The organism is Burkholderia sp. 4NA327C6, assembly GCF_005502655.1.
GTDB lineage: Bacteria > Pseudomonadota > Gammaproteobacteria > Burkholderiales > Burkholderiaceae > Burkholderia > Burkholderia contaminans.
Map to the genome: position 1 here is coordinate 227820 of NZ_SCNZ01000004.1, position 24653 is coordinate 252472.

General features: G+C 67.2%; 24 protein-coding genes. 14 read left to right on the plus strand and 10 right to left on the minus strand.

What is annotated here, in order from left to right:
- Nucleotides 1-30 precede the first annotated feature (30 nt).
- On the plus strand, nucleotides 31-1140 hold the full coding sequence (locus FFS49_RS06210) for a P1 family peptidase (protein WP_039367269.1): 1110 nt from the start codon (nucleotides 31-33) through the stop codon (nucleotides 1138-1140).
- Between the two features lie 129 nt (nucleotides 1141-1269).
- On the opposite strand, the gene FFS49_RS06215 is transcribed toward FFS49_RS06210, so the two are convergent.
- A complete protein-coding gene (locus FFS49_RS06215; RefSeq protein WP_039367272.1) occupies nucleotides 1270-1482 on the minus strand; it encodes a hypothetical protein in 213 nt (70 codons plus the stop codon).
- A 137-nt stretch (nucleotides 1483-1619) separates the two neighbouring features.
- On the minus strand, nucleotides 1620-3803 hold the full coding sequence (locus FFS49_RS06220; RefSeq protein WP_105815292.1) for an FUSC family protein: 2184 nt from the start codon (nucleotides 3801-3803) through the stop codon (nucleotides 1620-1622).
- Nucleotides 3804-4003: 200 nt separating this feature from the next.
- Between FFS49_RS06220 and FFS49_RS06225 the strand changes: the two genes are divergently transcribed.
- Entirely contained in the window at nucleotides 4004-4951 is a 948-nt protein-coding gene (locus tag FFS49_RS06225; protein WP_039367279.1) for a LysR family transcriptional regulator, read from the plus strand.
- 137 nt (nucleotides 4952-5088) lie between these two features.
- Here the strand turns inward: FFS49_RS06225 and FFS49_RS06230 are convergent, their stop codons facing one another.
- Complete coding sequence (locus FFS49_RS06230) at nucleotides 5089-5391, minus strand: DUF4148 domain-containing protein (RefSeq protein WP_039367282.1); 303 nt, start codon at nucleotides 5389-5391, stop codon at nucleotides 5089-5091.
- Between the two features lie 215 nt (nucleotides 5392-5606).
- A complete protein-coding gene (locus FFS49_RS06235) occupies nucleotides 5607-6749 on the minus strand; it encodes a porin (protein ID WP_105815291.1) in 1143 nt (380 codons plus the stop codon).
- A 429-nt stretch (nucleotides 6750-7178) separates the two neighbouring features.
- Here FFS49_RS06235 and codA point away from each other — a divergent pair, with 429 nt between their 5' ends.
- The 5 genes from codA (at nucleotide 7179) to FFS49_RS06260 (ending at nucleotide 12689) form a co-directional block, all read left to right on the plus strand.
- Nucleotides 7179-8420 carry a cytosine deaminase gene (gene codA, locus FFS49_RS06240; protein WP_105815290.1) on the plus strand — a complete coding sequence of 414 codons (1242 nt, stop codon included), beginning with the start codon at nucleotides 7179-7181 and terminating at the stop codon, nucleotides 8418-8420.
- Between the two features lie 175 nt (nucleotides 8421-8595).
- The gene (locus tag FFS49_RS06245; RefSeq protein WP_105815289.1) at nucleotides 8596-9930 is read left to right on the plus strand and encodes a chloride channel protein; all 1335 of its coding nucleotides are present in this window, start codon (nucleotides 8596-8598) and stop codon (nucleotides 9928-9930) included.
- 300 nt (nucleotides 9931-10230) lie between these two features.
- Nucleotides 10231-10668 (plus strand): STM2901 family protein, encoded by a 438-nt coding sequence (locus FFS49_RS06250; RefSeq protein WP_039367291.1) that lies wholly within the window; start codon nucleotides 10231-10233, stop codon nucleotides 10666-10668.
- On the plus strand, nucleotides 10661-11008 hold the full coding sequence (locus FFS49_RS06255) for a DUF1493 family protein (RefSeq protein ID WP_039367292.1): 348 nt from the start codon (nucleotides 10661-10663) through the stop codon (nucleotides 11006-11008). The genes FFS49_RS06250 and FFS49_RS06255 overlap by 8 nt, the downstream gene beginning before the upstream one ends.
- Before the next feature lie 358 nt (nucleotides 11009-11366).
- A complete protein-coding gene (locus FFS49_RS06260) occupies nucleotides 11367-12689 on the plus strand; it encodes a TIGR00366 family protein (protein ID WP_039367294.1) in 1323 nt (440 codons plus the stop codon).
- A gap of 65 nt (nucleotides 12690-12754) precedes the next feature.
- On the opposite strand, the gene FFS49_RS06265 is transcribed toward FFS49_RS06260, so the two are convergent.
- The 4 genes from FFS49_RS06265 to FFS49_RS06280 form a co-directional block, all read right to left on the minus strand.
- Entirely contained in the window at nucleotides 12755-14083 is a 1329-nt protein-coding gene (locus tag FFS49_RS06265; protein WP_105815288.1) for an MFS transporter, read from the minus strand.
- Nucleotides 14084-14305: 222 nt separating this feature from the next.
- Nucleotides 14306-15238, minus strand: a complete 933-nt coding sequence (locus tag FFS49_RS06270; RefSeq protein WP_105815287.1) for a 3-keto-5-aminohexanoate cleavage protein — start codon at nucleotides 15236-15238, stop codon at nucleotides 14306-14308.
- Nucleotides 15239-15273: 35 nt separating this feature from the next.
- The gene (locus tag FFS49_RS06275; RefSeq protein ID WP_105815286.1) at nucleotides 15274-16080 is read right to left on the minus strand and encodes an SDR family oxidoreductase; all 807 of its coding nucleotides are present in this window, start codon (nucleotides 16078-16080) and stop codon (nucleotides 15274-15276) included.
- Nucleotides 16081-16152: 72 nt separating this feature from the next.
- Nucleotides 16153-16863 carry a GntR family transcriptional regulator gene (locus tag FFS49_RS06280; RefSeq protein ID WP_105815285.1) on the minus strand — a complete coding sequence of 237 codons (711 nt, stop codon included), beginning with the start codon at nucleotides 16861-16863 and terminating at the stop codon, nucleotides 16153-16155.
- Between the two features lie 46 nt (nucleotides 16864-16909).
- Here FFS49_RS06280 and FFS49_RS06285 point away from each other — a divergent pair, with 46 nt between their 5' ends.
- Complete coding sequence (locus tag FFS49_RS06285; RefSeq protein WP_224755674.1) at nucleotides 16910-17341, plus strand: type VI secretion system amidase effector protein Tae4; 432 nt, start codon at nucleotides 16910-16912, stop codon at nucleotides 17339-17341.
- Nucleotides 17338-17790, plus strand: coding sequence for a type VI secretion system amidase immunity protein Tai4 (locus FFS49_RS06290; protein WP_047850030.1), 453 nt, complete (start codon nucleotides 17338-17340; stop codon nucleotides 17788-17790). The genes FFS49_RS06285 and FFS49_RS06290 overlap by 4 nt, the downstream gene beginning before the upstream one ends.
- Before the next feature lie 54 nt (nucleotides 17791-17844).
- Here the strand turns inward: FFS49_RS06290 and FFS49_RS06295 are convergent, their stop codons facing one another.
- Nucleotides 17845-18636, minus strand: coding sequence for an IclR family transcriptional regulator (locus FFS49_RS06295; protein WP_046547749.1), 792 nt, complete (start codon nucleotides 18634-18636; stop codon nucleotides 17845-17847).
- Nucleotides 18637-18797: 161 nt separating this feature from the next.
- Here FFS49_RS06295 and FFS49_RS06300 point away from each other — a divergent pair, with 161 nt between their 5' ends.
- The 5 genes from FFS49_RS06300 (at nucleotide 18798) to FFS49_RS06320 (ending at nucleotide 23189) form a co-directional block, all read left to right on the plus strand.
- Complete coding sequence (locus FFS49_RS06300) at nucleotides 18798-19574, plus strand: ABC transporter substrate-binding protein (RefSeq protein WP_105815284.1); 777 nt, start codon at nucleotides 18798-18800, stop codon at nucleotides 19572-19574.
- 88 nt (nucleotides 19575-19662) lie between these two features.
- Nucleotides 19663-20319: an amino acid ABC transporter permease gene (locus FFS49_RS06305; RefSeq protein ID WP_105815283.1), complete on the plus strand. Its 657-nt coding sequence runs from the start codon at nucleotides 19663-19665 to the stop codon at nucleotides 20317-20319.
- Nucleotides 20316-21071: an amino acid ABC transporter ATP-binding protein gene (locus tag FFS49_RS06310; RefSeq protein WP_039367318.1), complete on the plus strand. Its 756-nt coding sequence runs from the start codon at nucleotides 20316-20318 to the stop codon at nucleotides 21069-21071. The genes FFS49_RS06305 and FFS49_RS06310 overlap by 4 nt, the downstream gene beginning before the upstream one ends.
- A complete protein-coding gene (locus FFS49_RS06315) occupies nucleotides 21068-22378 on the plus strand; it encodes an FAD-binding oxidoreductase (RefSeq protein ID WP_105815282.1) in 1311 nt (436 codons plus the stop codon). Before FFS49_RS06310 ends, FFS49_RS06315 begins: the two co-directional genes overlap by 4 nt.
- Before the next feature lie 79 nt (nucleotides 22379-22457).
- Nucleotides 22458-23189, plus strand: a complete 732-nt coding sequence (locus FFS49_RS06320) for a class I SAM-dependent methyltransferase (RefSeq protein ID WP_105815281.1) — start codon at nucleotides 22458-22460, stop codon at nucleotides 23187-23189.
- A 34-nt stretch (nucleotides 23190-23223) separates the two neighbouring features.
- On the opposite strand, the gene FFS49_RS06325 is transcribed toward FFS49_RS06320, so the two are convergent.
- The gene (locus FFS49_RS06325; RefSeq protein WP_105815280.1) at nucleotides 23224-24645 is read right to left on the minus strand and encodes a cytochrome c peroxidase; all 1422 of its coding nucleotides are present in this window, start codon (nucleotides 24643-24645) and stop codon (nucleotides 23224-23226) included.
- Nucleotides 24646-24653 lie beyond the last annotated feature (8 nt).

The following is a 24653-nucleotide window of genomic DNA, read 5'->3' on the forward strand; positions in this document are numbered from 1 at the left end:
GAACCATTGAGAGACTGGAGGAATTGCATCATGCGCACGAGGGATCTCGGCATCCGCATCGGACTCGGCACGCCGGGCCGCTTCAACGCGATCACGGACGTTCCGGGCGTGCGGGTCGGACATTGCACGCTGAACGTCGAGAACGGCGACGCATCGATCCGCACCGGCGTCACCGTCATCGAGCCGCGCGCGGGCGCCGCGCACGATTCGCCGTGCTTCGCGGGCGTGCACGTGCTGAACGGCAACGGCGACGCAACGGGGCTCGAATGGATCCGCGAGGCCGGCCTGCTGACCACGCCGATCGCCTATACGAACACGCACAGCGTCGGCGCGGTGCGCGATGCGCTCGTCGCGAACGAGCGCGAAGCGGCGGCCGGCCGCGTGTACTGGTGCATGCCGGTCGTGATGGAAACCTACGACGGCTTGCTGAACGACATCTGGGGGCAGCACGTGAGCGCCGCGCACGTGCTGCGCGCGCTGGCCGCCGCGCAGTCAGGGCCGGTCGCCGAAGGCGGCGTGGGCGGCGGCACGGGGATGATCTGCCACGAGTTCAAGGGCGGCATCGGCACCGCGTCGCGCGTGCTCGCGGCCGATGCGGGCGGCTGGACCGTCGGCGCGCTCGTGCAGGCGAACTACGGCGTGCGCGAGATGCTGCGCGTGGCCGGCTACCCGGTCGGCGAAGTGCTGCGGCACGTGCCGTCGCCGTTCCGCGCGCCGGACGCGCAAGGCGAGGCAGGGATGGGGTCGATCGTCGTGACGATCGCGACCGACGCGCCGCTGCTGCCGCACCAGTGCACGCGTCTTGCACAGCGCGCGAGCGTCGGGCTGGCGCGGGCCGGCGGCGGTACGGAGGATTCGAGCGGCGACATCTTCCTGGCGTTCGCAACGGGCAACGACGGCCTGCCGGCGGCGAACTACGGCAGCAAGGGCGCACCGACCACCGGCGTGAAGATGGTCAACAACGACCATATTTCCGCGCTGTTCGTCGCAGCGGCGGAAGCGGTGGAGGAAGCGATCGTGAATGCGCTCGTCGCGGGCGGCGACGTCGAGTCGCGCGGGGCGCGGGTCGAAGGGCTGGGGCAGGCGCGGTTGCTGGATGCGTTGCGCGAGGTGGGCTGGCGGCCGGGGCGCGGCGCCTGAAACGGCATGCGCCGCTTCAATCGAAGCGGCGTGGGGTGGCGTGGCGATGCCGCGATCGGCCGGGCCGCCGCTCGCCCGCGCATGCGATGCGGGCGGCGCGGGCCTGGCCGTGACGACGCGGCGCCATGCTTAGCTGCCGAAGTAGATGTTGCAGAAGCTGACGGGGCCGACACACGCGTTCGGGTCTTCCTGCTTCGATTGCGAACGATCGACGCGGCCTGCGGCCTTCACGGCTTCAGCGCGGTTCGCCGGTTGCTGTGCGGCGTCTGCCGGCGCCGGCTGTGCGTGAGCAACGGCAGCGGTGAGCGACAGGGCAACGAGGGCGAGGTGCAGCGGCTTCATTTTGGTTTCTCCGGGGTGAGTGCCAGTCTCGCTGGCAGTGAGGAAACTATAGGCTCGCACTGCTTAAAGATTAATCACCACGGCTGTAGAGCTTATTTCCATCCGGAACAAGGATCTCGTTGCGCGCGCACCGATCGTCAATGGCGGTGCCGGTTGAACGGTGCGTCCTTGTCCAGCAGCGCGCTGCGCATGAAGTGCAGGCAGCCGACGATCCGCTGCATCCGGTGCCGCTCGTCGGGCACCGCATACCACGACTGCAGCGTGTGCTGCGCCGCGCGGATCGCCAGGTTCACCGATTTCAGCGTGCGCGCGTGGTGGCCGGGCGTCGGATCGTCGAAGAAGCGCGGCAGCTCGTGCAGCACCGCGTCGATCGAACCGGTCCAGCGCAGCGTTTGCGGCGGCTTCGATTCGCAGAACGCGTTCAGCTCGTCGCGCAGGTCGATCACCGCATGGCCGACCTCGAGCGTCGACAGCATCCAGCGCAGCGCGTCGCGATGCTGTCGCGTGCGCCGCACGAGCAGCGTGCGCAGTTGTGCCATCAGGTCGTGCGTGCTCGACTGGAAGCGCTGCGCGAGACGCTCCGTCGGCCCTTCGCACGCCAGCGTGACCTGGCGGCGCAGGTCATGCGCGATGCGGCCCGTGAGCCACGGCATGTGGGTGGGGAACACGACCGCGAACACGAGCGAGCACGCGAGCATCGCGATGACGATCGCCAGGCCGTTGTTGATCAGCACCTCGGGCGTATACGCGATCGCGTTGTCGGGCCCCGCGAGCAGGCAGAAGAACACCGCGAAGCCGATCCCGTAGCCGGACAAGCCCGGCCGCATCGCGAGAAATGCGCCGAGGCCGAGCACCGGCGCGAGCGCGGCACACAGCAGCGGGAAGCCCTCGATGTTCGGATACACGTAGCACAGGAACACGTAGCCGACCGCGGTCGCGAACGCCGCGCCGACGCTCATCTGCGCGACGAACTTCGGCGCGCGCGGCGACGTGGAGCTGAGCGCGCACGCGATCGCGGTGGCGATCACGGCGAGCGGGCCGCTCGGCCATTCGGACGCAATCCAGAACGCGCTCATCGCGCCGACGGCAACGATCGTGCGCAGGAACGCGAAGCCGACGAAGAACGAATTGGTCTTCACCGCGTAGTGCGTGACCGAGCGCTCGAACGCGTGATCGTCCTGGTCGAGCGACGCATAGGTGTCGGCGTAGCCGAGATATTCGCCGATGAAGCGGTACAGCAGCTCGATCGCGGTATCGAAGTCGAGCAGGCCGCCGGCCGCATGGGCTTCGATGTCGCGCCGCGATGCGCGCGCGGCTTTCGGCAACGCGCTGTGGAAGCGACGCAGCTCGAGCAGTGCGCCGGTGGCCGGTGAGACGCCGCGCTGCCGCTCGTCGCGCAGTGCGGCGAAGCGCTGCGCGAGCGCGTCGATGTGCGGCGCCAGTGCATCGAGGACCGCGTCCGAGCCATTGGCGCGCAGCCGCTTGACGAGCTGGTGCAGCGCATGCAGCCGCGTGCACGCGTTCATGAACTCGCTGTTCAACCGCGCGAGGCGGCGGCTGCGCGCGCGAATGTGCGGATCCTCGAACGACGCGAACGCGCGGTTGGCCTCGAAGCCGACGATGTCGTCGACGAAATCGGCGAAGCGCCGCTCGAAATCGCCGCGCGCGACGTCGCCCGCGAGCGCGCCGGCCGTGAACGCCGCGAACGTCGCATGGCGCGTGCCCAGCGAACGCATCAGCGCCTTCGCGGAGCTGAGCGGCAGGATCAGCGCGCTGACCGCGCCCGAGCACGCGATGCCGAGCGCGACTTCCGCGGCGCGCGTGAGCGCGGACTGGAACAGCGTCTGCGGGGTCATCACGGCCGGCAGGCCGATCAGCGCGGCCGTGTAGCCGGCGAGCACGAAGCCGTACCAGCGGAAGTGGCGGTTGCGCACCGCGAGCGCGATGCAGGTGCCGATCCACAGCGTGATGCCGGCCATGTACAGCTCGGGCTGCTGCGCGAACAGCCCGCCGAGCGCGAGCGCGGCGACGAGGCCGGCCACCGTGCCGAGCACGCGGTAGAAACTCTTCGCGAACACCATCCCCGACAGCGGCTGCATCAGCACGAACACGGTCGTCATCGCCGTGCGCGGCTGCGACATCTCCAGGCGCATCGCGATGCCCATCGCGAGGAGCGCCGCGAACACGGTTTTCGCGAGGTGCAGCCAGATCAGCCCGTCGCTCGCGGCCCAGTCGCGCGCCGCGTCGCCGAGTGGATCGAGCCAGGCTCTCCATCGTGCCGGTTCGATGGAAGGAGGCTCGATCGCAGGTTGTGGCTTCATGAAAAGAGGGGACCGGTACGGGGCCACGCACGGTGCGCGGCGCGTCCGAACGGGTCCGTTCGACTGTTGAGGCGCCGATTGTAGGAGGGCGGCGCCCGCGCATTAACGCAGCTGCGGGGAAACGATAGTTGCAGCCGGAGTAACAATCTGTCGCATCCCGTAGAGGAAAATAGCGGCTCCGCTACAGGTTGCTCACAGGAATGGATACGCTACAAAACATGCGGGTGTTTTCGCGCGTCGTCGAGACGGGCAGTTTCACCGCCGCCGCGCAATCGCTGAATTCGACGACGGGCGCGATGTCGCGCGCGGTGTCGGAACTCGAGGCGCGCCTGCGCACCCGTCTGATGAATCGTTCGACGCGCCGTCTCGCGCTCACGTCGGCCGGCGAAAGCTATCTGCGGCGCTGCCGCCAGATCCTCGCCGACGTCGACCGCGCGGAAGAAGAAGCGAGCTGCGCGCACGAACGGCCGGCCGGCGTACTGCGCATGCACAGCTTCGCGAGCGTCGGTCATCACTATGTGTTGCCCGCGCTGACGCGCTATCACGCGCAGTTTCCGGGCGTGTCGATCGAACTGTCGCTGTCGCAGCGCATGCCCGACCTGTTCGACGGCACGAGCGACATGGCCGTGGTGACAGCGTCGTCGCTGCCCGATTCGGAACTCGTGTCGCACCTGCTCGGCTCGACCTTCAGCATCCTCTGCGCGTCGCCCGACTATGTGAAACGCCACGGCGCACCGGTACGCCCGCAGGATCTCTCCGCGCACGCGTGCCTGACGCTGTGCACGCCGGCGTTCCCGACGCACGAATGGGTGCTCGAGGGGCCGGAGGGTGTCGAGCAGATCCACGTCGCGGGGCCGGTGCAGACCAATACGGCCGAATCGCTTGCCCTCGCAATCCGCGACGGCATCGGGATCGGCATGCTGCCGCTGTATTCGGCGATCGACGCGCTGCGCGACGGCACGCTCGTCCGCGTGCTGCCCGCGCATATCCTGCAGAAGATGAACGTGTACGCGCTGTATCCGTCGCGCCGCTTCGTCGATGCGAAGGTGCGGACCTGGGTCGAGATGCTGCGTGCCCAGGTGCCGGGGATGATCGCGCGCGACGTCGAGATGCTGAACGCGATCGATCGCGAACCGCAGGCCGCCTGAGCGGCGGGTTTGCACCGGCGCATGGCCGCACTGCCGGTGTCTTCTCTTCAAGCCAATCGAAGCCAATCGAAGCCAACGCAACCCGCGCCGCGCCTGCATGACATCGTTCACGCGGGCAGCGGCGCTGCGTCATGCCGTTACAGCGCGGGCTTGGCAGCCGCGCCCGATTCCGTCGTCGGTTCGCCGGCGTGACCATAGGCGGCCTGCGCAGCCTTCCGTTGCGCGAGACGCTTTTCGTGGAGTCGTTCCTGCGCCGCCATGATGTCGTCCGGATAGTTGTTGACTTCGCCGCGCGCCGGGTTGTAGCCGACCGACTCGAGATCGATCAGCTCCTGCAGCACTTGCGCGCGCGTGACGGGCGACTGGGCCGACTGGGCGAAAGACAGCGCCGGTGCAGCGAGCAGGACGGCAGCGGCGGCGGTAACGACGAGCGATTTCACGAGGTTCTCCTGGGGGCGGGGTGGGCGGCCGGTTCGACGCGCGATGCGTGCCCCGACCTTTGCTGGCAGTCTACGCAGCGCCCGCGCGCGTAAAAACCCCGATTCCAGGCACGCTGCCTTCCAGATGGAACAACATTGGGGCAGGCCGCCCGCGGCCGGCGAACCCGTGTGCGGACGCAGGTTCGTGGCCGTCGGGCGACGAGGCATCACGCCGGTCAGAAGCGCGTGCGCATGCCGATCGTGCCGACGATCTGGTTCGCGGTGCTCGATGCGCCGCCCGAGCCGTTGATGAACGCCTGGTAGCCGCGGCCCGCTGCGTGCTGGTACATCGCTTCCGCATAGACGTCCGTGCGGCGCGACAGCTTGTAGACGGCCTGCAGGTCGACCTGGTGCCACTTCGGATCGGTGCCGTGCTTGCTGTCGGGGTTCGACACGCTGGCGTCCGTGTACACGTAGGCCGCGCCGACGCTGACGGCCGGCGTCACCGCATAGCGCACGTTCACGTCGTAGTTGTTGAACGCGACCTGGCCGGTCGAGCCGAACGAGCCCGTGTTGTCGTACTGCGAACGCGTATAGACGAAGCCGACGGTGGCCGGGCCGAACCCGTAGCTGATGCCGCCGCCGTACGAACGCATGCGGTCCGAGCCGATCGACCAGCCGCCCTGGTTCAGGCTCTTCGCTTCGACCGCATCGGTCGCGCCGGGGCTCGCGCTCGTCGAGCCCTTCGTGCCGTTCATCTGCAGGTACGCGCCGGCCAGCTTCAACGGGCCGTTCGTGTAGCTCGCCGCGACGCTGTACGCGCGGTTCGCGCCGAAGTTGGTCGCGTTCGAGAACGCATACATCGCGCCGACCTTGAAGCCCGCATAGGTCTCGCTCGTGTACTTGACCGCGTTGTTGATGCGCAGCGAGTGGTTCAGGTTGTCGTTGTCGAACGGATGCGCGAAGCTCGCGTCGCCGAAGTCGCCGGCCGTGGCCGACAGCGGCGCGACGAAGTCGACCATCGTGTCGTACTGGCGGCCGAGCGTCAGCGTGCCGTAGCCGGTCTGGCTCAGGCCGACGTACGCGTGGCGGCCGAACAGCTTGCCGTCCTGCCCGAGCCCGCCGTTGTTCACGTTGAAGCCGTTCTCGAGCACGAACAGCGCCTTCAGGCCGCCGCCGAGATCCTCGGTGCCGCGAAACCCGACGCGGCTGCCGTTGACGGTGCCGCTGTTCAGGCGCCACAGCGATGCACCGTTGGCGTTGTTGGTGTAGACGATGCCGGCGTCGATCAGGCCGTACAGCGTGACCGAACTCTGTGCGTGAGCGAGCGGGGCGAACAGTGCGGCGGCGCATGCGCCGGCGATGAGGGTTTTTTTCAAGTGAAGGCTCCTGCGTGTGGGACTGGGAACGAAAGTTCGGCGCAAGTATAGGAACGCATCGCGCGCGCGAGGCCGCCGGGGCCGCGAGCGCACCTTTCCGGATCCGGCAAGAGTCCTTCACAAAACTGACACGATGTGCCGCGCGCGCCTGAGGCCGGCGGTTTTTGCGCGATCGTGCACGGATGGCATCCGCTCCTCGGTGACCGGCTGTCGCGTCGTTGCAACATGCGCGGGGCGCGGCACGGCGGTTGATCGGCGTGACCGGCGCGCGGAGAATGAGGCGTTCACGCCGGCGACGGGTGTCACACGAATGAGAAGACGCGTGCGCATCACCGATCGCCGAGTCTCGTCGATACTCGTCAACTGGGTCGCACGGCCGTCGGCGCAAAGCGCGCGGCCGTTTTCATGGATGCCACGGGGAGACTTCACATGAATCTGTTCAACGTACGCCTGCGCGGCCGCGACGGCCTGTTCACGATCGGCATCGACGGCGGCACGATCGCGCGGGTCGACGCGCAGCCTTCACCGGTCGCGCCCACGGGCACGGCGGACCTCGACGCGGGCGGCCGCCTGGCGATTGCGCCGCTCGTCGAGCCGCATATTCACCTCGACGCGGTGCTGACCGCCGGCGAGCCCGCATGGAACATGAGCGGCACGCTGTTCGAGGGCATCGAGCGCTGGGCCGAACGCAAGGCGACGATCACGCACGAGGACACGAAGGCGCGCGCGCATGCGGCGATCGGCATGCTGCGCGATCACGGGATCCAGCACGTGCGCACGCACGTCGACGTCACGGACCCGACGCTCGCCGCACTGAAGGCGATGCTGGAGGTGAAGGACGAGGCGCGCGGGCTGATCGACCTGCAGATCGTCGCGTTTCCGCAGGAAGGCATCGAATCGTTCGACGGCGGCCGCGCGCTGATGGAGCAGGCGATCGACCTGGGCGCGGACGTCGTCGGCGGGATTCCGCATTTCGAGAACACGCGCGAGCAGGGTGTCAGCTCGATCCGCTTCCTGATGGATCTCGCGGAGCGCACCGGCTGCCTCGTCGACGTGCATTGCGACGAAACCGACGATCCGCATTCGCGCTTCCTCGAAGTGCTCGCGGAAGAGACGCGCGTGCGCGGGATGGGCTCGCGCGTGACGGCGAGCCACACGACCGCGATGGGCTCGTACGACAATGCGTACTGCTCGAAGCTGTTCCGCTTGCTGAAGCGCGCGGGCCTGAACTTCATCTCGTGCCCGACCGAGAGCATCCACCTGCAAGGGCGCTTCGACACATTTCCGAAGCGGCGGGGCGTCACGCGCGTCGCGGAGCTCGACCGCGCGGGCATCAACGTGTGCTTCGGGCAGGATTCGATCAAGGACCCGTGGTATCCGCTCGGCAACGGCAACATCCTGCGCGTGCTCGATGCGGGCCTCCATATCTGCCACATGATGGGCTACCAGGACCTGCAGCGCTGCCTCGACTTCGTGACCGACCACAGCGCGACGACCATGCATCTCGGCGACAACTACGGCATCGCGGTCGGGCGTCCGGCGAATCTCGTCGTGCTCGACGCGGACAGCGACTACGAAGCGATGCGCCGGCAGGCCAAGGCGACGCTGTCGATCCGCCACGGGAAAGTGATCCTGCGGCGCGAACCGGAGCGCGTCACGTATCCGGATTGACGCGGACTTGACGCACGCGGCGGGCGATCCCGGCCCGTCCGGCGGCATGTATTCATGGAATGCATCAGTCAATTCGAAAAATACGTTTGTCTCATGATGGGCGCCGGCCTACGATGCGGTCCTGACGGCGGCGTGCGTGTTGCGCGCCGTCTTTTCGACTCCATTCGCCGACCCCATGCGCCCCGATCTCCCGTCCGCTCCCGCATCCTCCTCGCCGGCCGCCAGCCCGTTCGCGCGCGTGGCCGTCGTCACGATCCTGACCGGCGTCGGCGCGGGCCTCGGCGGCATGCTGCTCGCGCTGCTGTTGCATGCGATCCAGCACGTCGCGTACGGCTACAGCGTCGCGCACGTGATCGGCACCGAGAGCTTCCTGACCGGCGCGAGCGGCGCGGATCCGCTGCGCCGCCTCGCGGTGCTGGTCGCCTGCGGGATCGTCGCCGGCGGCGGCTGGTGGGCGTTGTACCGGTATGGCCGGCCGCTCGTCAGCATCCGCCGCGCGGTGCGCGCGGCAGACCCGCGGATGCCGGTCGTCAGCACGACGGTTCACGCGCTGCTGCAGATCGTCACCGTCGCGCTCGGCTCGCCGCTCGGCCGCGAAGTCGCGCCGCGCGAGATCGGTTCGCTGCTTGCCGGGCGGCTGGCGCATGCGGCGGGGCTTACGCCCGACGACTGCCGGCTGATGGTCGCGTGCGGTGCGGGCGCGGGCCTCGCGGCCGTCTACAACGTGCCGCTCGGCGGCGCGATCTTCGTGCTCGAAGTGCTGCTCGGCACGTTCGAACTGCGTGCGCTTGTCATCGCGGTCGCGACGTCGGCGATCGGGGCGGCCGTTGCGTGGATCGGCCTCGGCAACGAACACCAGTACACGGTGCCTCCGTTCGTGCTGAGCACGCCGCTCGTGGTGTGGTCGATCGTCTGCGGGCCGCTGTTCGGTCTTGCCGCGTACGGCTTCGTGCGGCTCACGACCCAGGCCCGGGCGAACGCGCCGAAAGACTGGCGGCTGCCGGTGCTCGCGCTGGTCAACTTCACGGTGATCGGCGTGCTCGCGATGCGGTTTCCGCAATTGCTCGGCAACGGCAAGGGCCCGGCGTCGTTGGGCTTCGACGGCACACTGACGATCGGTCTCGCTGCGGCGCTGCTCGTGCTGAAGGTGCTGATCGAGGCGGGCAGCCTGCGGGCGGGTGCGGAAGGCGGCCTGCTGACGCCGGGCCTCGCGAACGGCGCGCTGCTCGGCGTCGTGCTCGGCGGGCTGTGGAGCCTCGTGTGGCCGGGCGCGTCGATCGGCGGATGCGCACTGATCGGTGCGACCGCGTTTCTCGCCGCGTCGATGCAGATGCCGATCACGGCGGTCGTGCTGCTGCTCGAATTCACGCGCGCGGATCATGACAGCCTCGTGCCGATGCTGCTTGCGGTGGCCGGCTCGCTCGTCGCGTACCGGTTCGCGCAGCGGCTGGCGGAGCGGCGGGAAAGTGCGGTTGCAACGGTGCGCGAACACGCAGCGGCTATGCGCTGACGCGCATGAGTGGTCAGGAAGCAGGAAACGCACCACCATCAGAAACCGGCGAGCCACCAGAAAAATTGACGGTTTGTATCCGTTCTGGTGAATACCGTTGCCGCGACGCTCGTGCTGGACGACGAAGCCGTAACGATCGGAAGTTCAAGCCGAACATCGCTGAAGCGAACCGCGCGTAATCGATCTATTGCATCCCGACACGGTTCTGCAGCGGTCGCCGACCCGGCGGACGCGTTGTCCTCCCTGCGTTATTCACGATAGCTTTGCCAGTTCGCTCAAACTCAAACTGTCCGAGAGAAAATGGCAACTTCGTACAAGTACGGCATTCATGAGGGCCTGCGCCGTGAAGAATTGCTCTTGCTGATCTTCATCGAAGAAACCGGCAAGGCGTTGGGTGTAGATGATGCGGTTGGCATCGCGATGGTATTGCTGGGGCAGCGTTTCATTCCCACGCGCGGCAAGTTCGCGAACGCAGTCAAGGGCACCTCCATCGCGTCTGTCGTTGCGCGTCGTATGTTGCCGTACGAGCTAAAGCACCGGATATTGCCTACCGTTACCTCGTTCACTAGCCTTATCATGTTGCGCATCAAATTTACGCGGAATATCGGTGCGTTCGTCGGGCGTGCGATTCCCGGCGTCGGATGGGTAATGCTGGCAACCGATGTATCGCTGATCACTTATCACACGGTAAAGACCTACAACGGCATCGTGAAGCCCGAGGATCGTCTGTATGGCTGACACATGGAAGCGTCTCGAAGCATTTATCACGGGCGATATCGGCGCGCTTCCAGTCCGTCGAATCGAACTGAATCGGGACACGGATCTCTATCACGATCTCGACATGGAGCCGGACGCTATCGACACGCTTATCAAGCGATGGGGGGAGGCGTTCGGTGTCGACCTGTCCGCGTTCGACATTCACCATTACTACCCGTCCGCGAAGCTCGGCATGGGTTCGTTTCTCGCTGCGGTTGTCAAATCGCCGTTTAGCCTTGATGCGCGCGAGAAGTTGGGCGGCAGGTCGCTGACACTCGGAATGCTGAAAGAGGCGATGGAGCGCGGGCGCTGGGAATCGTAACCTTCTGAAGGTCGCAGGCTACTGGCCTGACACCTGTTCATGCGAACCACGCCGGATCGCTTCATGAAACGCAGAACGCCCGCCAGATTCATATCCAGGCGGGCGTTTTTGCGTTTGCACTTTCCGCCATCGATTCCGGTTTGCGCCCGCTATCGGCGGTGATTCACAGATGGGTGTTCCGACGCCCGAACTCCGTGACGCCCCTGTGACGGATTCGAGAACCTGAAATTGACCGGCGCAATGGCCACCAAAGGCATCAAGGCAGACTGCGCGGTTCTGTGCAAGAATCCGCGCGTTTCCGCGCCTCAACCAACAACGACACGCGCGGACGTCCCTATCAGGAAACGAGGAGCTCAAGTTGATTCAGCGCATTTCCCAATTCTTCACGCAGGTGGTCCACCGCGTGTTGCCCGACCCGTTGATTTTCGCGATCCTGCTGACGATCGTCACGTTCGCGCTCGCGTTCGGCCTCACGCCGAACACGCCTGTGCAGCTCACGACGATGTGGGGTTCGGGATTCTGGAACCTGCTCGCGTTCTCGATGCAGATGGTCATGATCCTCGTCACCGGTCACGCACTCGCGAGTTCGCCGCCCGTGAAGCGCATGCTCGTGGCGCTCGCGAGCACCGCGCGCACGCCCGGGCAGGGCGTGATGCTCGTCGCGTTCGTCGGCGCGCTCGCGTGCGCGATCAACTGGGGCTTCGGCCTCGTGCTCGGCGCGATGCTCGCGCGCGAAGTGGCGCGCCGTGTCGCCGGCAGCGATTACCGGCTGCTCGTTGCGTCCGCCTACATGGGCTTCCTGAGCTGGCACGGCGGCTTGTCGGGATCGGTCCCGCTCGTCGCGGCCACGAAGGGCAATCCGATGGAGAAAACCATCGGGCTGATTCCCGTGTCGGAGACGATCTTCACCGGCTACAACGCGTTCATCACGATCGGCCTGATCGTGATGTTGCCGTTCCTCGCGCGCATGATGATGCCGAAGCCGGGTGACGTCGTCAGTGTCGATCCGGCGCTGCTGGCCGAACCGCCGAGCGTCGAGCGCCAGCTCGGGCCCGATGCGACGTTCGCGGAACGGCTGGAGGAAAGCCGCTTGCTGTCGGTCTTCGTCGCGGCGCTGTGCGCGGCGTTCCTCGTGCTGAAGTTCGTGCAGAAGGGCTTCGCGCTCGACATCGATACCGTGAACCTCGCGTTCCTCGCGGCCGGCATCCTGCTGCACCGTACGCCGATGGCCTATGCGCGCGCGGTGGCCGGTGCGGCGCGCGGCGCATCGGGGATCATGATCCAGTTCCCGTTCTACGCGGGCATCCAGGCGCTGATGGATCACTCGGGGCTCGCGGGCGTGATCACGAAGTGGTTCGTCGATATCGCGAACGTGCACACGTTCCCGCTGCTCGCGTTCCTGAGCTCGGCCGTGATCAATTTCGCGGTGCCGTCCGGCGGCGGCCACTGGGTCGTGCAGGGCCCGTTCGTGATGCCGGCGGCCCAGGCGCTCGGCGCCGATCTCGGCAAGGCCGCGATGGCGATCGCGTACGGCGAGGCCTGGACCAACATGGCGCAGCCGTTCTGGGCGCTGCCCGCGCTGGCGATCGCCGGGCTCGGCGTGCGCGACATCATGGGCTATTGCGTGACGACGCTGCTGTTCTCGGGCGTCGTGTTCGTCGCAGGGATGTATCTGTTCTGACGGGGCGACGCGAGAGGCGGGCAGCGTATGCGTCCGCCTCTCGCGATCCCGAATCCGGCCTGCCGTCAGCCGGGCGACCGTGCGCCTGGCCGCTCGTGTCCGTGCCGCAACGCGAGGCTGGCGAACGCCGCGATGACGAGCGCGGCCGCCAGCAGTGTCAGCCCGTTCTTCGCGTTGCCGGTTGCCTGTTCGATCGCACCGACGACGGTCGGCCCGACGAAACCGCCGAGCAACCCGCACGTATTCACCAGCCCGAGTCCGCCTGCCAGTGCGTTACCGGCGAGCCGCGACGCGGGAAACGTGAAGACGATCGACTGAACGACGAAGAACATGAATGCGGCCACGCACACGCACAGGAGCCCCGCGGCAGGCGACGCATGCGCGGCGCCGACCATCCCGGCCGCCATCACGACCAGCCCCGCACACAGCATCCGGCGCGAATGACGCGACTCGCGCGCAAAGCGCGGCAGCGTGGCGGCGCCGCACGCGGCCGCGAGCCAGGGCAGCGCGGTCAACAACCCGACCGCGAACGGCGAGAAGCGTCCCGATGCGCCGATGATGCCCGGCAGGAAGAAAATCACCGTGTAGATGGTCAACTGGTGGCAGAAGTACACGAAGATCGCGAGCCAGATCTGCGGATCGCGCAGCGCGGTGCCGAATGCATGGCCGCCGTGCGCGCCGGCCCCCGCATCCTGCTCGGCGGCCAGCGTGCGTTCGAGTGCACGCCCGGTTTCCGGGGCGAGCCACGGTGCGGTGCTCGGACGATCCGGCAGCCGTGTCCACACGACGAATGCGAGCAGGATCGCCGGAATGCCTTCGACGACGAACAGCCATTGCCAGCCGTGGAAGCCGAGCGTGCCGTCGAGCTCGATCAGCGCGCCGGCCAGCGGGCCGCCGACGATGTTCGCGATGCACACGCCAAGCAGGAAATAGCCGGTTGCGCGAGCACGCTCCTCGCGGCCGAACCAGTACGTCAGGTACAGCATCACGCCGGGAAACAGGCCGGCTTCGGCGGCCCCGAGCAGCAGGCGCATCACGTAGAACGACGTCTCGCCGCTGACGAACGCCATGGCGACCGACAGTGCCCCCCACGTGATCATGATCCGCGTGATCCAGAAGCGCGCGCCGACGCGATGCATGATCAGGTTGCTCGGAATTTCGAAGAGCGCATAGGTCAGGAAGAACAGCCCGGCGCCGAGTCCGTACGCGGCCGATGAAATGCCGAGATCGACCCCCATCGAATGTTTGGCGAACGCGATGTTGGTGCGGTCGAGGAAGCTGATCACATACGCGGCGATCAGCAGCGGCAGGAGTTTGCGGAACAGCAGCCGGTTCAGCGACGCGCTCGCGTCGCCGGCGGCGGAAGACAGGGCCTGGGCGTGATGAGTGGACATGCGGACGACTCCGGTAAGGGCGAACCGGCGCGCACGGCAAGCACGGTGCGCCGCGTTCGGCAGATGCCGCTGCGATGCATGCAGCGGATGGGCAGACGACGGAGCCGCGCCGGCAGCACTCGAACGGAGCGGGGCGATGATGGGCGTCCTGGCGCCGGCCGGCTCGGGCCGGCGCCTTGTCACTGCGCTTGCGGATTCTGGTGTTGGGGTGCTACCCGGCGATCAGAAATTCACCGCGTCGCCGCCCTTGAGTGCGAGCATCGCGCGCGCCTCGGCCGGTGTCGCGATCTCGAGCGACAGGCCTTCGAGCACCTGCCGCATTTTCAGGACCTGCGCGGCGCTCGATTCCGCGAGCTTGCCCGGCGCGATCCACAGCGAATCCTCGAGCCCGACGCGCACGTTCGCGCCTTGCGCCGCGCCGATCGTCGCGAGCGGAATCTGGTTGCGGCCGGCGCCGAGGATCGACCACACGTAATCACTGCCGAACAGGCGGTCGGCCGTGCGGCGCATGTGCATCAGGTCTTCCGGGTGTGCACCGATCCCGCCGAGCAGGCCGAACACGCTCTGCACGAAGAACGGCGGCTTCGCGAGCCCGCGGTCGACAAAATGCGCAAGGTTGTACAGGTGCGAGATGTCGTAGCACTCGAATTCGAAGCGCGTGCCGTTCGCCCCGCAGCGCGTGAGAATCGTTTCGATGTCGGCGAACGTGTTCTTGAACACGAGGTCGCGGCTCTTCTCGAGATGTTCGCGTTCCCACGGATGCTTCAGCTCGCGAAAACGCTCGAGCATCGGGTACAGCCCGAAGTTCATCGAGCCCATGTTCAGCGATGCGACTTCGGGCTGGAAATGCAGCGCGGGCTGGAGGCGTTCGTCGACCGTCATGTGCGGGCTGCCGCCCGACGTGAGGTTGATCACCGCATCGGTTCGCGCCTTGATGCGCGGCAGGAATTCGGCGAACACGGCCGGATCCTGGGTCGGCTTGCCGTCGGACGGATTGCGTGCGTGAAGGTGCAGGATCGCCGCGCCGGCCTCGGCGGCCGCGACGGCGGCCGTTTCGATCTCGTGCGGCGTGACAGGCAGGTACGGCGACATCGACGGCGTATGGATCGCGCCGGTCGGCGCACAGGTGATGATGACTTTGCGAGCGTTGGCCACTGATGGATTCCTTTCGGTGAACGATGCAGGGTGCGTCAGAGCACTTCGACGTTGCCGCAGACGGAGATGGCCTGCCCGGTGATTCCGTGCCCGCCCGGCGAGCACAGGAACAGCGCGGTCGCGGCGATCTCGGCCGGATCGGTCATGCGTCGCAGCGAAATCTTCTCGAGGTAGCGGGTCTCCATCTCGTCGTAACCGATGCCGAGCTGCTGTGCACGCGCCTGGATCACGCGGCGCATCCGCGGGCCGCGCACGATGCCGGGTTGAATGGCGTTCACGCGAATGCCGAGCGGCCCGAGTTCGATCGCGAGGCTCTTCACGAGGCCGACCACGGCCCATTTGGTGGCCGCATACGGCGTGCGGAACGCGTAACCGAGCCGGCCTGCGACCGACGACAGCGCGATGATCGCGCCGCCGTGTTGCGCGTCGCGCAGCAGCGGCACCGCGTGGCGTGCGAACTGGAATTGCGCGGTCAGGTTGATCGCGACCGTTTGTTCCCACTGCACGGGGTCGATTTCGTCGATGCCGCCGGTCGGACCGGCGATGCCGGCGTTGTTGACGAGCACGTCGAGCCCGCCGAGCGTGGCCGATACGTCGGCGAACACGCGTTCGACGGCGGCCGGATCGGATACGTCGGCCAGCGTCGCACTGATCGCGCCGGCTCCGGCGCGCGGCGGCCGGTCGGCGAGCGCTGCAATCGCGGCTTGCGACGCGTCGCATACATGCACGTGCGCGCCGCATTCGGCGAACGCGTCCGCGATTTCAAGACCGATGCCCGATGCGCCGCCCGTCACGAGGACGCGCAGGCCGTCATAGGGTTTCAGCAGGTCGGAAGCTGTCATGCCGGGTTGTCTCCATCGTTGATGTAGTCGGATCGCGGACGCTCGCGACCGGGCGCCCGCGGCAGGCGGCCGCTACGGCTTCGCGTTCACGGTCCGCGGGGCCTGTTCCGCCCGCAGCGTCTCGGCGAGATCGTGTGCCGCGCCGCCGATGTCGAGCGCGATGCCTGCCCGCACGCCTGCGCCGTCGCGCCGTTCGAGCGCATCGACGATGGCGCGGTGCGCATCCATCGAGCGCCGCATGTGCGGGATATCGAGCGCGACCATGTTGAGGAAGGGGCCGACGCGCATCCACAGGTTCTCGACGATCGCGAGCGTGCTTTCGCTTGCGCCGTGCGCGTAGATCGCGCTGTGGAACGCGAAATTGCTTTGCAGGTAAGCGCGCGAGCGGCCTGCCTCGACGTGCGCCTGCATCGTCTCGCAGATCTTGCGCACGGCCGCGATCTGCGCGTCGCTCATGCGTCCGCACGCGCGTTCGGCGATGCAGCCCTCGAGGGCGATGCGCACGTCGCGCAATTCGTCGAGCATGTCGAGCGTCATCGGCGGCACGACGAGCGCGCGATTCGGGCCATCGACCAGCGCGCGCTCCGCGTGCAGTCGGGTGAGTGCGGCGCGCACGGGCATCGTCGACGAGCCGACCGCCTCGGCGACGCTGCGCAGGCTCAATGCCTGGCCGGGCGCGAAACGGCCGCTCATCAGCGCTTCGCGCAGTTGCTGGTAGACCTTGTCGGCCATCGTTTCCTGTTCAACGACTTTCAGTGCGGGCGGGACGATGCGAGGCGCCAAGACGCGTTCTCCGAGGTTTGATCTGTGATGTGTGATCACACTTGCGATGTGCGAAGTGTTGACGATCGAAGGCATCGAGTCAAGTCGAACGGGATCGGGGAAAACGCGGGGGAGTAGAAAGAAATCGGCGTCCGGGAAGTTGAGTTATATCCTCGGCGAAGCAGGGATGGTGATGCCGCGAATCCCCGGGCAAACGGTATCGGGCGGAGACGATCGGCAATACTTTTTTCGTGTCAGGGATTTGATTCGTTTGCTCGAACAACGGTGGGGGAAAGCCGAGCGCGTCGAATATCCACCATCAAATGGCGGGTCGCTCGCAGGGCGACAGGGTGTCATCCTGTTCGAGGTGTCGGGATGGAGCGACGCACAGGGCCACGCCACACTATTCAACGGGCGCACGTGTTACGACCATTGCTACTTCAACGAGCCGGGTGCGCGGTATCGTACCGATCGCGCAAATTTCTGGAGTCTGTCATGAGGGAAGCCTGGGTCGCTGCCGCGTTGGCCTGCTTCGTGTTTCAACCGGCGATAGCCGTGGCGAAGGACGTCGCACAAGCGTCGCCGGAGGCCGGTTCACGGACTTACATCCAGAATTTCAAGGACATGGTGCTCGCCAACTGCCTGGCTACCGCTTACAAGCGCGAGCCCGGCGTGAGCAAGGACATCGGCAGCAGCACCAGCGCGTTGCGCGACTGGACCTACTACGACATGGAGCGTGCGCCGGACGTCATTCAGGCGCTGGTCTCGAAGTATCTGGCCCGCGATTATCGGAATCCGGTGGTTGAATCGGAAGTCAGGGATGTGAAGTTCGACTTCCTGAAATGCATCGATCTGTATCACGGCAAGGAACTGGACGCCGCAGCGAAGAAGCTTGTATTGCGCCCGAACAGTACCTATCGAACCGAGCATTCGCCAAAGCCGCAGTAGCGAGCGAACGCCGTTGCGCCATGCAACGGCGCGCGGTGTGCCATTTCGCCGACGCTACTCGAGCGTCCGGATCGAATTGCTGATCCCGCGCGCGCAGTCGATCACGGCCGGCGCGAGCTTGCGGCGCGCGTCGTCGAGCGTCCAGCGGCTCGTCGGCGCCACCACGTGCACGGCGGCCACTGGCTGCCCCTGGCTGCCGAGCACGGGCGCTGCAATCGACATGTCGCCGATGAACAGTTCCTCCTGGTTCGTGGCGTAGCCTTCGAGCCGCGCGCTGTCGAGCAGCGCGACGAGTTCGTCGAGCGCCGTGACCGTGCGCGGCGTATGCGGCGTGCGCGCCATGCCGTCGAGCCGCACACGCGCTTCTTCCGGCGGCAACGCGCTCAGGAACGCGCGGCCGGAGCCGGTGCAGTACATCGGGATGCGGCTGCCGATCGGCATGTGGATCGGCACGAACTTCGTCGACACGAAACGCGCGACGTACACCATTTCATCCTCGTCCGGCTCGGTGAGGTTGGTGGTTTCGCCGGTCAGGTTCGTGAGTTCGGACAGGAACGGATTCGCGACGTCGATCAGCGTATCGGCCGCGAGATAGTTGAAGCCGATCCGCATCACGTGCGGCGTGAGCTGGTAGCGGCGCGTAACCGGATGCTTGCGGATGTAGCCGAGCTTCTCGAGCGTATAGACCATCCGCTGCGCCGAGCTTTTCGTCATGCCGGCCGCATCGGCCACTTCCGCCAGCGTCATCGTGCGGCGCTTCGCGCTGAACGCGCGCAACACGTTCAGCCCTTTCTCCAGCGACTGGTTGAACAGCAGGTCGTTTGACTGGTCGGGCGACGTTTCCATGGACAAGAGGCCGAATCGATTCGATATCGCATCATATCGTATCGCATATCGATACGCATAAATCTTTTGGCGATATTTTTGATTCGCTTTAAGATCGGGTCATCGTCGCAGTGTCGATCCGCGACCGGCCGGCGCACCGAAGTACCCGAGAAGGAGACACCATGGTTTCGTTCATCAAGCGGTTCGGCGCACTGGCCGCCGGTTTCGCCATCTGCATCGCTTTCTCCGCCGCATCGGCCGGCGCCGTCGCGGCCGAGCCCACGCTGAAGGTCGGCGCGACGGCCACCGGGGTGCCGTTCACGTTTCTCGACGTCAAGAGCAATTCGATCCAGGGGATGATGGTCGATGCGATCACCGCGGCCGGGAAGTCGGCCGGGTTTCGCGTCGACGTGCAGCAGACGGTATTTTCGGCGCTGATCCCGTCGCTCACCACGCAGAAGATCGACATCATCTCGGCCGCGATGCTGAAAACGCCGGCGCGCCAGCAGGTCGTCGACTTCTCCGACACGGTCTATACGTTCGGCGAAGGCCTGATCGTGAAGGCGGACGACCCGGGCCGCTATACGTCGATGGACGATTTCAAGGGGCAGGTGGTCGGCGCGCAGGTCGGTACGGCGTTCGTCGACGCGCTCAACAAGAAGGGCATCTTCAAGGAAGTCCGGACCTACGATTCGATCGCCGACATCATGCGCGACGTCGCGCTCGGCCGCATCAAGGCCGGCTTCGCCGACCAGCCGATCGTCGCGTACCAGATCGAACACGGCGTCAGCCGCCAGGTGCGGCTCGTGCCCGAATACCAGAGCGTCGTGAAGGGGCAGGTCTGCTTCATCGTGCGCAAGGGCGACACGGCGACGCTCGAGCAGCTCAACGGCGCGATCCGGAAAATGAAGGTCGACGGCACGCTGCAGCAGATCCTGCAGAAGTGGCACATGAGCTGAGCGCGCGCCCGGGATTCCCGGGCGGTATCGCCCGCGCATCGCGGGCACCCACTGCGGCGTGCCGCCGGGCCGTCGCATAGGAGACCTCATGTTTTTTCAGAATGCGATCGATTTCCTGCCGATCCTGCTGAAGGGAGCGGTGGTCACGATCGAGATCACGGCATGCGCGTTCGTGCTCAGCTCGGTGCTCGGGCTGATCCTCGCGTTGCTGAAGGTGTCGCCCAACCGTGCCGTGTCGACGGTCGGGAGCACGGTCGTCAACGTGATTCGCGGCCTGCCGATCATCGTGCAGCTGTTCTACATGTACTTCGTGTTGCCCGATCTCGGTATCCAGCTGTCGGCGTTCCAGGCCGGTGTGCTCGGTCTCGGCATCGCGTATTCGGCCTACCAGGCGGAAAACTTCCGCGCCGGCATCGAGGCGATCGACCGTGGCCAGATCGAAGCCGCGCACGCGATCGGCATGCGCGGGCCGATGATCATGCGGCGCGTCGTGCTGCCCCAGGCGTTCCGCATCGCGCTGCCGCCGTACGGCAACACGCTGGTGATGCTGCTGAAGGATTCATCGGTCGCGTCGACGATCACCGTCGCGGAGATCACGCGCGCCGGCCAGCTGATCGCGTCGTCGACATTTCAGAACATGAGCGTCTATACGCTCGTCGCGTTGCTGTATCTCGCGCTCGGCCTGCCGCTGATGTTCGGCGTGCACCGGCTCGGCAAGCGACTCTCGCTGAGGAGAGGCGCATGATCCGGATCGACGCGATACACAAGCGGTTTCAGCAGCACGCCGTGCTGAAGGGCGTCAGCCTCGACGTGCAGCAGGGTGAGGTCGTGTGCCTGATCGGGCCGTCCGGCTCGGGCAAATCGACCGTGCTGCGCTGTATCAACGGCTTCGAGACTTACGATGAAGGGGCGATCACGATCGACGGCGTGAAGGTCGACGCGCATTCGAAACGGATCCACGAGCTGCGGATGCGGGTCGGCATGGTGTTCCAGCGCTTCAACCTGTTCTCGCATCGCACGGCGCTCGAGAACGTGATGGAAGGGCCGGTCCACGTGCGCCGCACGCCGGCCGCGCAAGCGCGCGAGCAGGCCCGCGCGCTGCTCGACAAGGTTGGGCTCGCGCACCGGATGAATGCGTATCCGTCCGAGCTGTCGGGCGGGCAGCAGCAGCGCGTCGCGATCGCACGCGCGCTGGCGATGGAGCCGCAGGCGATCCTGTTCGACGAACCGACGTCGGCGCTCGATCCCGAACTCGTCGGCGAAGTGCTCGGCGTGATGCGCGGACTCGCGCGCGACGGCATGACCATGGTCGTCGTCACGCACGAAATGGCATTCGCGCGCGAGGTGGCCGACCGCGTGTGTTTCCTGCACGACGGCACCATCTGCGAAAGCGGATCCGCACGCGACGTGCTCACGCAGCCGAAACATCCCCGCACGCAGGAATTCCTGCGTCGACTGCTGGCGTCGGACGACGCCGCCACCCCGGATCGAACATGAGTGCAAGCAACGCGGCACCCGGATGGCCCGACTCCCGGTGGCCGGACTCGCTGTGGGCGGCGACCGCCGCGCCGGCGCCCGATACTCCCGCGCTCGACGCGTCCGCGTCGTGCGACGTGGCGATCGTCGGTGCTGGCTTCACGGGCCTGTCGACCGCGCTTCACCTGGCCGAACGCGGCGTGAACGTGCGCGTGATCGACGGCGCGCAGCCGGGCTGGGGCGCGTCCGGCCGCAACGGCGGCCAGGTGATCCCCGGCCTGAAATACGACCCCGACGAACTGGTCCGCCGGTTCGGCGACGAAGCCGGCGAGCAGCTTGCCGCCGTGGTCGGCGGTGCGGCCGACACGGTATTCGACCTGATCGCGCGGTACGCGATCGACTGCGATGCGCGACGCCACGGCTGGATCCAGCCGGCACCGACTGCCGCGATGCTCGACACGGTCGCCCGGCGTGCGCAGCAGTGGGCCGCGCGCGGGGCACCGGTCGAACTGCTCGGTCGCGACGACGTCGCGCGCCGCCTCGGCACGCATGCGTACGCGGGCGGCTGGATCGATCGACGCGCGGGCAGCGTGCAGCCGCTCAGCTATACGCGCGGCCTCGTGCGCGCGGCGCAGGCGAGCGGGGCGGTCGTGCACGGGCTGACGCGCGCCGTCGGGCTGACGCGTGTCGACGGCCGCTGGCAGGTCGCGACGGCCGGCGGCGCGACGGTATCGGCGGACCGCGTCGTGATCGCGACCAACGGGTACACGGACGGGCTGTGGCCCGGCCTGCGCCAGTCGGTGATCGCCGCGAACAGCTTCATCGTCGCGACGCAACCGCTCGCGCCGGAGCTCGGTCGCGACATCCTCGCCGGCGGCGAGGTCGCATCGGATGCGCGGCGCCTGCTGCTGTACTTCCGGCGCGATGCCGCGGGACGCCTGCTGATGGGCGGCCGCGGCCCGTTCGCGGAGCCGCGTGCGGCGAGCGACTGGCGCCATCTCGAGCGTGCGACGACGCTGCTGTATCCGCAACTGAAGGGGGTCCGCTTCGAATACCGCTGGGCCGGGCGCGTCGCGATCACCGCGGATTTCATGCCGCACGTGCACGAGCCCGCGCCGGGCGTGACGATCGCGCTCGGCTACAACGGGCGCGGCATCGCGATGGCGACGACGTTCGGCAAGCATCTGGCCGCGCACCTGTCGGGCGACGCGCAACTGCCGCTGCCGTTGCGGCGCACGCCGATCCGGCCCATTCCGTTTCACGGGCTGCAGCGTTTCTATATCGCGGCCGGCGTGGCCTGGTATCGGCTGCTCGACAGCCTGTCGTGACGCAGGCGGGACGCCGAGTCGCCATCCGGCATCCGATCGGGCAGAATCGGCACCTCCAGTTTCCGCCGACGGAGCCAGCATGACCGATCCGAACGAACCACCCGCCCGCCGGGCGTACGCGAGCTTCGCGCAACGCTATGCCGACATCGCGCCGACGAAGGCGCACAACGCGCTCTACGAGCGACCTGCGACGATGGCGCTGCTTGGCGACGTAGCCGGCCTGACGGTGCTCGATGCCGGCTGCGGGCCCGGCATCTGCAGCGCGCACCTCGCACGCCAGGGCGCGACGGTGCATGCGTTCGACGTCACGCCGGAGATGGTCGCGCTCGCGAAAACGCGCTGCGCGGGCCTCGCGGTCGACATCGTGGAAGGCGATCTGGAGGGGCCGCTGGCCTGGCTGCCCGACGCAGCATTCGACAAGGTCGTTTGTTCGCTCGCGTTCGACTACGTGCGCGATCTTCTGCCGACGCTGCGCGAATTCCGGCGCGTCGCACGGCCGGGCGCCACGCTCGTGTTTTCGATGGCGCATCCGATGCGCGACTGGATGGACGAACGCACGCGCGGCGAGGGCAGCTATTTCGATACGTCCCGCTTCGGCTTTCACTGGTCGGGTTTCGGCGAACCGAAACCCTATGTCGAGGCGTGGCGGCGGCCGCTCGCCGACATCCTGAACGCCGTGGCCGACAGCGGCTGGCGGCTCGACCGGTTCGTCGAGCCGAAGCCGCTGCCCGAGATGAAGGCCGCATCGGAGCGGCTTCATGCGGAGCTGTCGCTGGCCCCGGCCTTTCTCTGCATCCGCGCGCGCTGCTGACGCGACGCGCCCCGACGCGGCGGCCAACCGGCACTCAGTGCCGCACCGGCTCGTCGTTCAGCGTGCCGAGGAACGCTTCGATATCCTTGATGTCCTGCGCCGTCATCGCGGGCTTGTCGCCCGGCTTGCGATCGAACGGCGCATCGGTCACGTCGACGTTCGCGCGATACTTCGGCGGGATGTCGTCGTACTCGTCGACCTTGCCGTCCGCGCCGCGCGAATAGAACTTCTGCGGCGCGATGCTGCGCTCGTTGTAGAACGCCATCACCTGGTCGAGCGTGTGGAACACGCCGTTGTGGAAGAACACGTGGCGCGTCGCCGAGTTGCGCAGCGTCGGCGTCAGGAACATCCCGCAATACTGCGTCTGGTCCTTCAGGTCGTCGCGGAACGGCCCGCACACGCCGAGATCGTAGAACGCCGGGTTGCGGTTCTGCGCGAGCGCCCGGTTGCGCGGCGCGCCGAGCGCCTCGTACTGGTAGTCGGTAAACATCGGCGGCAGCCCGTCCTTGCCGGGTTTCGACAGGTGGCAGCCCGCGCAATTCGCCTTGTCCGGATCGTTGAACAGGCGCAGCCCGCGCAGTTCGGCCCGCGTGAGGCGCGCGCGGCCTTCGAGCCAGCGGTCGTACTTGCTGTCGTACGGATGGAACGACGGATCCTCCACCTGGTAGCGCGCGATCGCGAACATGGCCTCCGACACCGCGAGCTGCGGCGTGGAAAACACGCGCGCGCCGAACAACTGCTCGAATTGCGCGCGATGCGACGACTGCGCGAGCTTGCGCGCGACGTCGTCGACGCTCGCGTTCGCCATCTCGACCGGATTCAGCAGCGGGCCGAACGCCTGTTGCTGCAGCGTATCGGCGCGGCCGTCCCAGAACATCCCGCCCTGCGGCACGAGCTGCGGCGCGGCCGACGTGCCGGCCACCTTCTGCGCCTTGACGACGCCGGCCGCCGACGCGGCCTGCTGCGCGACGCTCGGCGCGGCGTCGTTTTCACCGGCATCGGGGCCGATGCTGAAGTTCGGCTGGCGGTACAGGTACATCAGCGACGGCGGCGGGCGATAGCCCTGCTGCGTCATCGCGAGGCCGCCCGGCTGCACGTCGAGCGCGTTCGGCGGGCCATACGCATGATCGGGGCTGTGGCACGACGCGCACGACTGCTTGCCCGACGCGGACAGCGACGGATCGGCGAACAGCGCGCGGCCGAGCTGCGCGACCGCCGACAGCGGTTGCGCGGCGGGCCGCTGCAGCACGACCGGATGCGGGTTCGCGCCCGTCCAGTCGGCGACCACGGTGCCGATCGCCGCCGGCACCCGCGCGGGAAACGCGATCGCGAATGCGCCATAGCCGATCACGGCCGCGCCGAGCACGAACGCCGCACGGCGCACCAGGCGGGAAGGGGGGCGCGGCGCGGGCGTGCCGGCGGCATCGGGAGACGGAAACGCGGGGCGAGCTGTCATGCTGTCGG